Source organism: Ohtaekwangia sp., from assembly GCF_036568665.1.
In the GTDB taxonomy this organism is placed as follows: domain Bacteria; phylum Bacteroidota; class Bacteroidia; order Cytophagales; family Cyclobacteriaceae; genus Ohtaekwangia.
This window is the reverse complement of the sequence record NZ_DATCSD010000049.1, coordinates 21,852-34,050: the sequence shown is the minus strand read 5'-3', so window position 1 is coordinate 34,050 and position 12,199 is coordinate 21,852. Positions and strand designations below refer to the sequence as shown.

At 44.3% G+C, this 12,199-nt stretch carries 13 protein-coding genes; 8 read left to right on the top strand and 5 right to left on the bottom strand.

Annotated elements, in window-relative coordinates; genetic code table 11:
- Nucleotides 1-287: LiaF transmembrane domain-containing protein (locus VIN08_RS02435; protein WP_414693233.1), on the bottom strand; the 287-nt coding region annotated here is incomplete at its 3' end.
- Between the two features lie 181 nt (nucleotides 288-468).
- Here VIN08_RS02435 and VIN08_RS02430 point away from each other — a divergent pair.
- Complete coding sequence (locus VIN08_RS02430) at nucleotides 469-1,026, top strand: hypothetical protein (protein WP_331959680.1); 558 nt, start codon at nucleotides 469-471, stop codon at nucleotides 1,024-1,026.
- 2 nt (nucleotides 1,027-1,028) lie between these two features.
- Nucleotides 1,029-1,589 carry a hypothetical protein gene (locus tag VIN08_RS02425; protein WP_331959677.1) on the top strand — a complete coding sequence of 187 codons (561 nt, stop codon included), beginning with the start codon at nucleotides 1,029-1,031 and terminating at the stop codon, nucleotides 1,587-1,589.
- 87 nt (nucleotides 1,590-1,676) lie between these two features.
- Here VIN08_RS02425 and VIN08_RS02420 read toward each other — a convergent pair whose 3' ends face one another.
- The 3 genes from VIN08_RS02420 to VIN08_RS02410 all read right to left on the bottom strand — a co-directional run bounded on the left by VIN08_RS02420 (nucleotide 1,677) and on the right by VIN08_RS02410 (nucleotide 5,828).
- Complete coding sequence (locus VIN08_RS02420) at nucleotides 1,677-4,385, bottom strand: glycoside hydrolase family 78 protein (RefSeq protein ID WP_331959674.1); 2,709 nt, start codon at nucleotides 4,383-4,385, stop codon at nucleotides 1,677-1,679.
- Between the two features lie 62 nt (nucleotides 4,386-4,447).
- Nucleotides 4,448-5,035 (bottom strand): GDP-mannose pyrophosphatase NudK, encoded by a 588-nt coding sequence (gene nudK / locus VIN08_RS02415; RefSeq protein ID WP_331959671.1) that lies wholly within the window; start codon nucleotides 5,033-5,035, stop codon nucleotides 4,448-4,450.
- Between the two features lie 157 nt (nucleotides 5,036-5,192).
- Entirely contained in the window at nucleotides 5,193-5,828 is a 636-nt protein-coding gene (locus VIN08_RS02410; protein WP_331959668.1) for a 3'-5' exonuclease, read from the bottom strand.
- 183 nt (nucleotides 5,829-6,011) lie between these two features.
- Between VIN08_RS02410 and VIN08_RS02405 the strand changes: the two genes are divergently transcribed.
- The 6 genes from VIN08_RS02405 (at nucleotide 6,012) to VIN08_RS02380 (ending at nucleotide 11,392) form a co-directional block, all read left to right on the top strand.
- Nucleotides 6,012-7,685: an amino acid permease gene (locus VIN08_RS02405; RefSeq protein WP_331959665.1), complete on the top strand. Its 1,674-nt coding sequence runs from the start codon at nucleotides 6,012-6,014 to the stop codon at nucleotides 7,683-7,685.
- Between the two features lie 30 nt (nucleotides 7,686-7,715).
- The gene (locus VIN08_RS02400; RefSeq protein ID WP_331959662.1) at nucleotides 7,716-8,132 is read left to right on the top strand and encodes a heme-binding protein; all 417 of its coding nucleotides are present in this window, start codon (nucleotides 7,716-7,718) and stop codon (nucleotides 8,130-8,132) included.
- 302 nt (nucleotides 8,133-8,434) lie between these two features.
- Entirely contained in the window at nucleotides 8,435-8,950 is a 516-nt protein-coding gene (locus tag VIN08_RS02395) for a DUF4442 domain-containing protein (protein ID WP_331959659.1), read from the top strand.
- Between the two features lie 64 nt (nucleotides 8,951-9,014).
- Nucleotides 9,015-9,494 (top strand): DUF962 domain-containing protein, encoded by a 480-nt coding sequence (locus VIN08_RS02390; RefSeq protein WP_331959656.1) that lies wholly within the window; start codon nucleotides 9,015-9,017, stop codon nucleotides 9,492-9,494.
- Complete coding sequence (locus VIN08_RS02385; protein ID WP_331959653.1) at nucleotides 9,495-10,430, top strand: GNAT family N-acetyltransferase; 936 nt, start codon at nucleotides 9,495-9,497, stop codon at nucleotides 10,428-10,430. It abuts the gene before it with no gap.
- A complete protein-coding gene (locus tag VIN08_RS02380; protein WP_331959650.1) occupies nucleotides 10,424-11,392 on the top strand; it encodes a glycosyltransferase in 969 nt (322 codons plus the stop codon). The genes VIN08_RS02385 and VIN08_RS02380 overlap by 7 nt, the downstream gene beginning before the upstream one ends.
- Here VIN08_RS02380 and VIN08_RS02375 read toward each other — a convergent pair whose 3' ends face one another.
- Entirely contained in the window at nucleotides 11,393-12,199 is an 807-nt protein-coding gene (locus VIN08_RS02375) for a phytanoyl-CoA dioxygenase family protein (RefSeq protein WP_331959647.1), read from the bottom strand. It lies immediately after the preceding gene.

Below are 12,199 nucleotides of genomic sequence, written 5' to 3'. Positions count from 1 at the left end.
ACGGAAAAGTTATCGTTAAAGCGATCGACCAGGAAAATAACACCTACGGCTACCGGTATAAGCCAGCCGAAAGAACGGAAGCGGTGTTTGGCTCCTATATAGATACCGGCTGTTATCACCAGCATCTGCCAGGTAAATATCCACTCCGGAAATTCAAAACCCATTTTGCTGGCGAGTAAAACTCCACCTACGCCAAGTATAACGGAGCCGGCTAATACGCGACCGGTTCTGTCAGGGTTTTCCCAGTTCTTGCATGTTTTATTTTCCATATACTCTGTTGTGTTCATAGTGGTATGATGTTTTAGTGAATATACGGTTGCTACAGTGCGCGCGACTATGGCGAATAGGTGTGCAGAAGAGGATGGTAGGTGAATGAAAGAGTGAGGTCGGTGAATATGGGTTGCCGAAACTGTGCTATAGATAAAACTTTTGTTTATCTTGTATAGATTAACCAAAAAGAATCCCCCTATGAACAAGACCCAATCCGTTCTGGCCATGGCGTTGTGCGCTCTGGTATTTTTTACCGGCTGTAGTGATGACGATATACCTGCTATTGAATATATACAGCAAGGCTCTGTGCAGGGTTCTATTACCGGAACAGCTTCTGACGATAAAACTGCGATAGACGAACAATTTACGTATAACCGTTATGCTCCAAGTGCCTACTACGGGCCCTACTCTTCGCTGTATTCGGTGCATGACGATGAGAGTATAGACATTCAAATCGTTCGGCAGGATATGCAGACCGGTGGCCTGGTTACATTACAACTGTCGCTTGACAATGAGCAGGATACTTCTCCGGATTACAACATTAGCATCACCTATATAAAAGAGACCGACAAGATCCTGTACTTCTCTATGTCTACGGGTTCATCCAATGTATCGCAGCTGACAAACTTTACTTTCAATACAACCACAGGGCAGGTTAAGGGCGATTACTCGATATCAGGTATTAGTAACAGCACCAACAATACAGCGACTGTAACCGGATCGTTTGATGTGGTAGTGAAGAAAATAATACAATAGCTATGCGCATAAATACGGTATTGAAAATATATATGCTGGCGGTTGTTGCATTGCTCACTGCCTGCAAAGACGATGATATACCTGCACTGGAATATCAGCAGCAGGGATTTGTAAAAGGAACGATTAACGGAGTTGCTTCCGATAATAAAACGATAATCAATAAATCGTACGAATATACACAGTTCGCGCCCGGACTGTATCCCAACGGAGCCGCTTATTCGTATTACCAGGTCAAGCCTGACGGAACGATTAATATCCGTGTACTTCGACAGGATATAGCTACCGGTGGATACCTTTCGATGGGATTTTCGCTTTCGAATGATACAGATACCTCTCCGGATGGAATTAACTATACCTTTCAGTATACTGAGAAGAGTGATCCGTATATCAGTTTCGGTATGGAGTCAGGAGAGAATGATATAACAATTACCGATTTTTCTTTTGAGAAATCATCCGGTCATCTGAAAGGTAAATTTGAGATTACGGGTTCTGCAAATAGTACCGGTAATGATGCCAGGGTTACCGGAGAAATTGATGTAGTAATAAAAGAAGTAATTCAATAATTTGTGCTATGGTATATATAAAAAGAGCAGCCAGCCCGGCTGCTCTTTTTATTTGAATGAAGTATATACATGTTTCGTTGCTATATACTATTGCCAGTTGTATTCAAAGTGATATACTCCGGATCCCAGTTTCAGTTTCAGATTTTCGCCTTGTTTCTCGGAAGTAAATTTAGCGGCAGTAAGCTCTGCTTTCTGCTCTGTTACACGTTGCTGTGCGGCACGCGGTAATACAACTTCAGCCGTGGTGTTGGGCGGCACCTGCACATCCAAAGTATATATACCGTTATCTATTTTCCACGAAGAGCGGATCAAGCCATACATGGTCTGTAGTTCTGCTGTTGCCTGCGTTAGTTTTCCGGTGGCAGGTTCGGGTGCTATACGACTCTGTTTGTACCCGGCAGCACTTTCCTGTACACCGGCTACAGTGCGATACATCCAATCGCCAATGGCCCCATAGGCATAGTGGTTGAACGAGTTCATGCCGGGTGTTTGAAAGGTACTATCGGGCTTCATACCATCCCAACGTTCCCATATAGTAGTGGCTCCCATCTTTACCGGGTATAACCACGATGGATATTCCTGCTGTAACAATAAGTCATAAGCAACATCGGTATAGCCGAATCGCGTAAGTACATGGCAGAGATAAGGCGTACCCAGAAAACCGGTAGTGAGGTGGTTGCCATAGTCTTTTACATTTTGTGCGAGGCGTTGCGCTGCCTGCGCACGAAGTTCTTCCGGAAGCATATCGAAATTAAGTGCGAGTACATATGCAGTTTGTGTGCCGGATACCAGGCGACCGGAAGATGTAGTATATTCTTTTATAAAAGCCTCTTTGATCTTTTTCAGTTGCGCGGTATAGTGTTGTATATCTTCTGTTTTACCGAGCACTTGTGCAGCGTTCAATAGTAATTGTGTGGAGTGCGCCCAGAAGCATTGCGCTATAAGATATTTATCGGTTACAGCCGAGCGGCCATCATTATCATCAAACGGACGATAGAACAACCAATCGCCAAAGTGAAAGCCGGTGTTCCAGAGATCGTTCTTGCTTTTGCTCTCCATGAAATTTACCCATGCCTTCATGCTTTCATACTGGTTCTCCAATATCCGCCTGTCGCCAAAGGCTTGGTATATATTCCACGGTATAATTACGGCTACATCGGCCCAGCCGGTAGAGGCTGAAGCGTTATCGCCCAACACGTTGGGAATAACAAAAGGTACGGCACCATCGCTGCGCTGATCGGCCGCTATATCTTTCAGCCACTTGTTAAAGAAAGGAGCAACGTTCATATTATAAGTGGCCGTGCGACAAAACACTTGTGCATCGCCTGTCCAGCCGAGGCGTTCATCGCGCTGCGGACAATCAGTCGGTACATCTACAAAGTTTCCTTTCTGTCCCCATTGTATATTATGCTGCAATTGATTGACGAGTGCATTGGAGCAGGAGAAATTTCCCGTAGGCGTCATGTCCGAATATAGCGCTGTAGCTGAGATGTTATCCGCTGTTAGTGTTCCGGGGAATCCCTCTACCCACGCATAGCGAAATCCAAAAAAGCTGAAGTGTGGTTCGTATACTTCTTCACCACCGCCCTTCAAGGTATATACCACTTCGGCTTCGGCAGCACGCAGGTTTTCGAGGTAAACGTTTTTATCTTTATCAAGTACCTCCGCATGGCGCACAGTAACTTTGTCGCCAGCATCTCCTTTTACACGAAGGGTTATCCACCCCACCAGGTTCTGGCCGAAGTCAACCACGGTTTGCCCTTTCGGAGTTTTAAAGATTTTTACCGGTTTGAAGGTTTCATGCTTTCTTACCGGAGGTCCATAGGCAGCGAGTATATTTTCTTTTCCTCCGGAGAGTATATTTACTCCCTGCCAGTCGGCATCGCTATAGCCTGTTTCTGCCCAACCTTTCTTTTCGAGGCGTGCATCGTATGCTTCGCCATAATATATACCGGCTCTTCGTATAGCGCCCGTGGAGGCTTTCCACTTATCATCAGAAGCTATAACTTCTTTCGAGCCATCGGTATAGGTTATCTCCAGTTGATAGAGTATACCCAGCGTTTTACCATAAATGTTTTTTAGTCCGCCCCACGCCAGGTTACCGCGATACCAGCCATCGCCCAGCAGCACCCCCGTTGCGTTGCTACCGTTTCGAAGCAGTGTTGTAACATCGTAGGTCTGATATTGCAATCTCTTGTTATAGCTTGTCCAGCCGGGGGTAAGATATTGATTGCCCACGCGCTTGCCATTGATGAAGGATTCATATAGTCCGTGTGCGGTAATATAGAGGCGTGCAGAAGCGATTGATTTTTTTATATCAAAGGTTCTGCGCAGCATCGGTGAAGGGCTGTTAACACTGTCGCCCGGTATAGCAGGTTCTATCCAGTTCGCGGTCCAGTCGGTGGGCTTCAGCAATCCCATCTCAAAGAATTGCACCTCACTCCAGGGAGCAGCGTTGCCTTTGTTATCCCACGCGCGTGCCTGCCAGCGGTACCGTTGTGTGGCCTTGAGTGGCGCACCTGAGTAGGCAATGAACACCGATTGATCGGAAGTAACTCTTCCGCTTTGCCATACTACCGATTTCGATTTGTCGTCATTGCTTACACGTACTTCGTAAGCGGTTTGCATAACATCACGAGCAGGCGAACTCAGCTTCCAGCTAAAGCGCGGAGTGGTGATGTCGATCCCGATCGGATTGCGTTGATATTCAGTAGTGAGCTCGGTGAGCTGAAGCTTCTGAGCATAACTCACCGTGAGAGTTAAAACAAAGAGCAGAGAAAGTATAAAGCGCGGCATAAGGTATGTTTATGCCTAAAATAAAAAAGTTAATGCCAATTAACTACCCTGCTCTTTGCTGTTCAGGCTGTAAAAAGATTGTGAAGTTTGGCGTATTGCAGCAGCATAATGGTTTTTGCATCGCGAATTTCTCCGGTGGCAATCATGCCGTACGCTTTTTCGAAATCATATTCCAGCACTTCAATGTTCTCGTCTTCATCCACACCGCCACCTTCGTTTACTTTTTGCTCGCGGGTATATTCGCCAATAAAGAAGTAAAGGATCTCCGTTACAGAGCCGGGTGACATATATACATCGAATATCTTTTTTACATGCGAGATTCGATACCCGGTCTCTTCTTCGGTTTCTCTGCGGATGCAATCTTCCGGATTATCCAGGTCAAGCAACCCTGCGCAGGCTTCAATGAGCATACCATTCTCACTTTCATTGCCATTTACAAATGTAGGCAGGCGAAATTGCTTGGTGAGAATAACGGTGCGTTGCTGTTTGTTATATAAGAGTATAGTAGCACCATTGCCGCGATCGTATGCCTCACGACTCTGCGTTAGTTCTTTGCCATGCTTATCAGTAAGCGAGTAAGTATATTTATAAAGTTTATACCAGTTGGCAGAGAGAATTTCCTGCTTGAGAATCTTAACAGATGGGGTCATTTAATATATAGTTTCAAAGTATAGTATACGAACGAGATGTTGAAAGGAATAACCATTGTGCGAATTAGGTAGCATAACCGACTCATTACCTTTCAGGTACGAGGTATAAACTCAGTTCGCATAGTCAGGGTTACACGCAGCGTGATAACCGGAAGAATTATTCTGAGGCGATCAGTTTTTTATAGATCTCCAGGCACACCCACGCATCGGTGGCAGCATATTCGATCTGTTTTTCGGTAAGCGTAGGAGCCTCCCAGTTGGAAGTCTGCGCACTTTTTGAAATGCGAAAGCCCAGTAGCAGTCCCGTTAGTTTTTTAACGCTCTCTACCTGCAGTCCTTTCTCCTTCGAGAGATTGGCAAGCTCTACAAATCCCTGCGGATGAAAGCGCTTGATCTTTTGCAATGCCTTGATGTCGTCACGAATGGCTACACCAGCTTTAATGATGTTGGTATTTTCAAAGATAGAGGCGAGCTCATCGGTAACGCCTGTGTGATGCAAGCGTATAAGAAATACTTTTTGAGGTAACGCGAGTTGAAGCAGTGCAACACTATACGATTGTCCTTTTTTAAAGCTGGGGCGCGTCTCCGTATCGAAGCCAACCACCGGATGTTTTTCGATCTCCTTTACAGCCTTAGTCAGTTTTTCAGTATCGGTAATAACGCTCACCTTGCCACTGAAAGCCTTCAGCGGCAAAAGGTTAAGTTCTTCTGCGGTAATATTGGTCTTCGGCACTACGCCCTCATCAGCAGCGTTGTCCGGGTGTTCTTTCGGAGGAGTCATTAAAAAATCCAAATTGACAGCGTTTAAAAAATTTTCCTTCCACTCTGGCCATGAAGTTAATTTAAAAAATCAACTCATCTTTTAATCGTTCAAAATTTTAGTGGTTATTCTGAAAACAAGTGTCTATAGAGCCTCTTTCAGCAACAAACCTGTTTAATTTTTACTTATTTTGAGCCCTCCTTAAACCTGAACTGAATGTCGAACTCCCTATTCCGAAAGAAATCAATCCCGGCAATCCTCAAAGATGTTGAAGAAGGAAGCAATGACCACGGCTCCGCAGGTCTTAAAAAAGTACTCGGTGTCCGCGACCTTACCTCGCTGGGTATAGCGGCTGTAATAGGAGCCGGTATCTTTTCCACTATCGGACAGGCGGCTTATGATGGCGGGCCGGGTGTTATATTTCTGTTCATTATCACAGCTGTTACCTGCGGGTTTACGGCTTTATGCTATGCCGAGTTTGCTTCGCGTGTTCCTGTAGCGGGCAGTGCCTATACCTATTCCTATGTAACTTTTGGTGAAGTGGCTGCCTGGGTTATCGGGTGGGCGCTCATATTAGAGTATGGTATTGGTAACGTGGTGGTTTCTATTTCGTGGAGCAGTTACTTTGCCAACCTGCTGGAAGGTATAGGTATACATTTACCGGCATGGCTTGCTACCGACCCTACAACGGCCCGAACATCGTACGAAGCAGCGATTGCTGCCGGAACTTCTACGGATGGTATGGCGTGGACTACGGCACCGCTCGTTGGTGGCTTTAGATTTATCTGTAATCTGCCGGCTGCCATGATCATTGCACTCATTACTATATTAGCCTATATAGGTATAAAAGAGAGCCGCAGCAGCGCTAACTTTATGGTGGGTTTAAAGCTGGTGGTGCTGGCGATCATTGTTATTGTGGGATTGTTCTATATCAACACCGATAACTGGACTCCATTTTTACCCAACAATTTTACAGGAGTATTGAAAGGAGTTTCTGCCGTGTTTTTCGCGTATATAGGTTTTGATGCTATATCTACTACAGCCGAAGAGTGTGCCAACCCGCAGCGCGATCTGCCTCGGGGCATGATATACTCGCTTATTATCTGTACAGTTATTTATGTAATAGTAACGCTGGTAATTACCGGTATGGTAAATTATTCAGAGTTCAATAATGTATCCGATCCATTGGCGTATGTATTTGAAAAGATCAACCTCGGCAAGGTAGGGTTCTTTATTTCGGTTAGTGCTGTGCTTGCAGCTACCAGTGTGTTGCTGGTGTTTCAGATAGGCCAGCCGCGTATATGGATGAGTATGAGTCGTGACGGATTGTTGCCGAAGCGTTTCTCTTCTATCCATCCTAAATTTCAAACGCCTTCTTTCTCTACCATCGTAACCGGTTTTATAGTAGCGATACCTTCGTTGTTTGTTGAGAGTGCATTGATGACTGACCTTACCAGTATAGGAACCTTGTTTGCGTTTGTACTGGTATGTGGAGGTGTGTTGATGTTGCCGGAAGTGCCGAATAAAGAAGCCAAAAAATTCAATCTTCCCTATATCAACAGCCGCTGGATAGTGCCGATTTTTTTCGCTATATTCCTATATGGATTTCGCGAGCGAGTTACTGCATCGGTAAGCAACATCAGTAACGAATCGCACCAGGAAATTCTGTTCATCGTGTTCATTATACTGGCCGCAGCGATCACCGTTGCTTCCTTTATAAAGAAGCTGTCGCTGATACCCGTACTGGGTATGTTATGCTGCCTGTACCTGATGATTGAGATACCGGCTCGCAGTTGGGGAGTGTTCTTTGGATGGATGCTCTTCGGACTGGTGATATACTTCAGCTATGGTTACTGGAAGAGTAAACTGGCTGCTGCCAGGAACGGATAAGAAAGCCTATATACTATACCTGATACCTGTATGTATACTTTTGAGAAAATTAGTTATACCGAAGCGCTTGAGCTGTTGCAACAAGTAGTGCAGGAAGCGTTGAGGATAAAAAAACATGTAGCCGCATCGGTTGCCGGACCGGAAGGAGAACTGATTGCTTTTATACGCATGGATGAAGCGAGTCCTGCCGCTTCTGTTATAGCCCACAATAAAGCCTATACTTCGGCACGCGATCGTAAATCGACCAAGCAGATGGGAGATTTTATGTTGGGGAATGATCGGCCACCGGCATTCTGGGGCGATAAAAGTATAACGGGTTTTGGTGGTGGTGTACCGATTGTGCAGCAGGGCAAAGTAATTGGAGGTATCGGTATCAGCGGGCTGTCAGAAGATGAAGATGAACGCATTGCCCGTGTAGCCATTCAGGCTGTTTTCAAGTATTCATAAAATGTCCGGCAACCAAGGGTATACCGGACATTCTGAATATATACTATATATAGCGGATGTTTACTTCGAATCAGAAGTGAATGGAAATGATGATACCGTATAACAACGCAGCAATAGTAGGAGCCATCAACAACAGGTCAATAATTTTAAATTTTTTCGTTTTCATTGTCGTAGGGGTAGATACCCTGTAATTTTTATTTGTCGGGGTAAGTCCTAAAATCATGCCAATCGGCCGCAAGTAATTTCGGGAGGCTTTTCAATCCAGGAAAATCCCTTTAACTTCCATCGAATTGTTGAAAATTATGCTGGATTTAAATACTGCCGTGCAAAAAGCCAAGTCATCTGCCTTTTACCGCAAGCTCCTGAACTGGTCTCTGAACCGGATGATTCCCTTTAATAGACCCCATGGTTTCCGAATACTGGAAATAGGAGACTATCATTTGAAAACATCCATTCCATATGCTAAAAAGAACTTCAACCATATACGTGGTATACATGCCTGTGCATTGGCTACAGTCTCGGAGTTTACCACAGGTTTTCTGCTGATCAGCAAACTCGATTCAAAAAAGTATCGCCTCATTATGCAACGCCTGGAGATGGATTATCATTACCAGGGCAAGATGGATGCAACTGCTACGTTCACTATTTCAGAAGATTGGTTGCAACGTTTTATATACGATCCTTTAAAAACACAAGAATCGGTAGTAATCATTTGCGAAGTAAAGATCCACGATGCGCAGGGAAATCATCTTACCACCGGAAACATACACTGGCAGATCAAAGACTGGCAGAAAGTGAAAACGAAGGTTGCTGCCTGATAAAGGAAGCGTTTGAAGATTGATAGGAATGAAGTAAATTTCTTACCCCAAAAGAAAAAACGGTATGCGCAGAATAGATCAACTGTTGTTAGAGTATGGTGAAAGCCATCAGAATCATACAAATAAATCCATTCACTGGATTTGTGTGCCGCTGATATTCTTCAGCATTGTTGGGCTTATTGCATCTATACCTTCACAACCGGTTCAATCTGTATTGGGCCAGGGAAATGTATATGCCAACTGGGCAACCGTTGTGCTTATACTGGTAACGATCTATTATGTTTCGTTATCTATACCACTGAGCATTGGTATGATGTTGTTTGGTGTATTGTGCCTGGCGGTAGCCAATGGTATAACACGCCTCGGCATAGCGCCACTCTGGGCTATTAGTATTGGTATATTTGTGCTTGCCTGGATCGGCCAGTTCTATGGACACAAAGTGGAAGGAAAGAAGCCATCTTTTTTGAAAGATGTTCAATTCCTGCTTATCGGTCCGGCCTGGCTTATGCACTTCGTTTATAAGAAACTCGGAATCCCCTATTGATTGGAAGAGTATAGTTTTCACGAAGGCGTTCTGCCGATCGCTTATTCAACCGATCTTGCTGTCTCCCTGTTCAATCGATACGAACATCTATACCTGCAATCGCCCGATGGCTGGTATACTTTCTACGCCTTGCACGATAAATATAAATGCGTGGATTGCCTCATGCATGTTCATCTGGAAGGTATAGATGCCCGAAGCCCGCTGCGCTCGCCTTTTGGTGGTATAGAATGTTCGGACGATATAGCGCCTGTTGTTCTTTATGCGTTTCTGGAGTTTGTAATCAGCCGTATAAAAGATAAAGGAGCTACCAGTTTTACCATTAAAAATGCTCCGCAGAATTATCGCTATAGACGGGCTGCGCTGACTGAAACATTTTTGCTGAACAATGGCTTCCAGGTGATTGATGCGGAAGTAGGAACCATTGTGGAGGTGAAGCACGAGTTTAAAGAAAAAGCGGATACATGGGAGAAGAGAAAACTTCGCCAGGCACAGGAAGCGCGACTGTTTTTTCGCTCGGTATCTGCTGAACTGCTGGATGATATATACCTGTTTATACTCGCCTGCCGAAAGCAGAAGGGCTATACTTTATCCATGACGTTAGCCGATTTGCGAAAAACAGTTAATGAATTTCCTGAGCGGCATCATCTCTTTACTATATATCACGAAGGCAAACTGGTAGCAGCTTCCATTGCTATACGGGTGCAGGACGATATACTCTATAATTTTTATTGCGACCACGATAAAGAATATGATTCGTATAGCCCGGTGGTAATGCTCATCGATGGTATGCATCGTTTTTGTGCAGACGAATCTATAGCCATGCTCGATCTCGGAACCTCGGCTATAGAGGGTAAACCTAATTTTGGCTTGCTTGATTTTAAATTGCGACTGGGTGGAAAGCCAACACCCAAGCTAACCTTTCGAAAAATATGGTAGTGCAGGGGCCGCTTGTTTCCATAATATGCTTATGTTATAACCACGCGCGCTTTGTAGAAGAAGCCTTGCAGTCGGTAGTAGATCAAACCTATAGCAATATCCAGATCATCGTAGTAGACGATGCCAGTGCGGACGATAGCGCTTCCGTTATCCGGAAATTTATAGAACGCACCGGTCGTACTGATATATACTTCTTGCCTATGCCTGCCAACGTGGGTAACTGCAAGGCGTTTAATAAAGGTCTGGCACTCGCCACGGGAGAGTATATTATCGATTTTGCTACAGATGATATTATGGTGCCGGAGCGTGTAGAGAAACAGGTAGAGTTTTTTCGCAGGTTCGATCATTCGGTAGGTGTAATCTTTTCGGATGCTATATATGTTACCAGCGATCGCAAGTTTCTGTATAATCATTTTGAGGATCTGATGCGCAAGAAGATAATCAAAGCTATACCGGAAGGCGATGTGTTTAAAGATGTGCTCACCACGTATTTCATTTCATCGCCTACGATGATGATACGGAAAGAAGTGCTGGATGCTTTGGGTGGATACGATGAGAACCTGGCATACGAGGATTTTGATTTCTGGGTACGTTCTTCACGAAAATACCGGTATAATTATACCATCGAGAAACTTACAATAGTGCGAAAAACATCTTCGTCTATGTCTGCCGGGTGGTATAAAGTAGGAGATCCTCAGTTGCATTCAACCTACCTGGTATGCCGCAAGGCACAGAAGATGGTGAAGAATCAGGCTGAACAAAAAGCACTCATACAACGCGTTCGATATGAATTGCGACAAGCTACTTTTTCTGAGAATTTCAAAGAAGGTGAACTATTCTATCATCTATTGAAAGAGCTCACGTCACTTTCATTTGAAGACACGTTCTTATATATTTTGATACAGATAAAATTGCCGCTTGCGTTTCTTCGCGAAGTATATAATAAACTTAAGTTTACCTGATCACCGCTTCCAAAGACGAATTTCTATGGAGATGCGTGTCTCGTTATCAGAAGAGTTGATCGAACCACCATGGATGAGATAAGGAGAGAATATCAAAACTTCGTTCGGGCCAGGTGATGGACGCAGCATAGTAAAGTCACCACGAATGGATGTGACGGCAGGAACATTGTATTTAATGCCGTTAATATCGGCACCCTTTACAGTGCGTTCGATTTTTGATTCAGGCCATGTATGACTTCCGGGAATAATCATGAGTGAAGTCAATTCACTGCTTCCGGCAATGGGTATATATAGGTTGATACAATTATCATAATCCTCCAGCCATACATCTCTGTGAAGTGGATTATTGTCCGTTTTACTAGGTCGTATCACCCGAAAATGAAATATACGTTGCTCATCAAACGGGTTCCGGGCAATGAGCGATGCTTTGCAAATTTCTGAAATTCTTTCTTCCAGCAATTGAATGGGAACCGGAAAATCGCTTACAGAAAGTAATTTAGTTTTGTCAACAGCACGAATATGTGTTTCAAAATCAGGAGCTATAGTATGATAGTTCTGTAACGGAAAATTGTGTTGAACCGGTAACCCGGCTTGTTGCCAACGATCGATCAATAAAGCATATACATTTTTTGAGAATGTACTATATAAAGAATCGTCAAAGAGCTTTTCGATAGTGAAGCCTGTAGCATGCCAGGGTTTTCCTGAGGTCAGGTCTATACTTGAATCCAGCAATACGGTATCATTACCCCACATTCTTTCTCCCTGCGAGTGATATGAATAGTGACGGCCATTAGCAATGTATTCCAT

Excerpts from the sequence above, each read along its gene's own strand:
- VIN08_RS02430 (WP_331959680.1), top strand. The coding sequence starts at position 469 with ATGAACAAGACCCAATCCGTTCTGGCCATGGCGTTGTGCGCTCTGGTA.
- VIN08_RS02425 (WP_331959677.1), top strand. The coding sequence starts at position 1,029 with ATGCGCATAAATACGGTATTGAAAATATATATGCTGGCGGTTGTTGCA.
- VIN08_RS02420 (WP_331959674.1), bottom strand. The coding sequence starts at position 4,385 with ATGCCGCGCTTTATACTTTCTCTGCTCTTTGTTTTAACTCTCACGGTG.
- nudK (WP_331959671.1), bottom strand. The coding sequence starts at position 5,035 with ATGACCCCATCTGTTAAGATTCTCAAGCAGGAAATTCTCTCTGCCAAC.
- VIN08_RS02405 (WP_331959665.1), top strand. The coding sequence starts at position 6,012 with ATGTCGAACTCCCTATTCCGAAAGAAATCAATCCCGGCAATCCTCAAA.
- VIN08_RS02400 (WP_331959662.1), top strand. The coding sequence starts at position 7,716 with ATGTATACTTTTGAGAAAATTAGTTATACCGAAGCGCTTGAGCTGTTG.
- VIN08_RS02395 (WP_331959659.1), top strand. The coding sequence starts at position 8,435 with ATGCTGGATTTAAATACTGCCGTGCAAAAAGCCAAGTCATCTGCCTTT.
- VIN08_RS02390 (WP_331959656.1), top strand. The coding sequence starts at position 9,015 with ATGCGCAGAATAGATCAACTGTTGTTAGAGTATGGTGAAAGCCATCAG.
- VIN08_RS02380 (WP_331959650.1), top strand. The coding sequence starts at position 10,424 with ATGGTAGTGCAGGGGCCGCTTGTTTCCATAATATGCTTATGTTATAAC.
- VIN08_RS02375 (WP_331959647.1), bottom strand. The coding sequence starts at position 12,199 with ATGGAATACATTGCTAATGGCCGTCACTATTCATATCACTCGCAGGGA.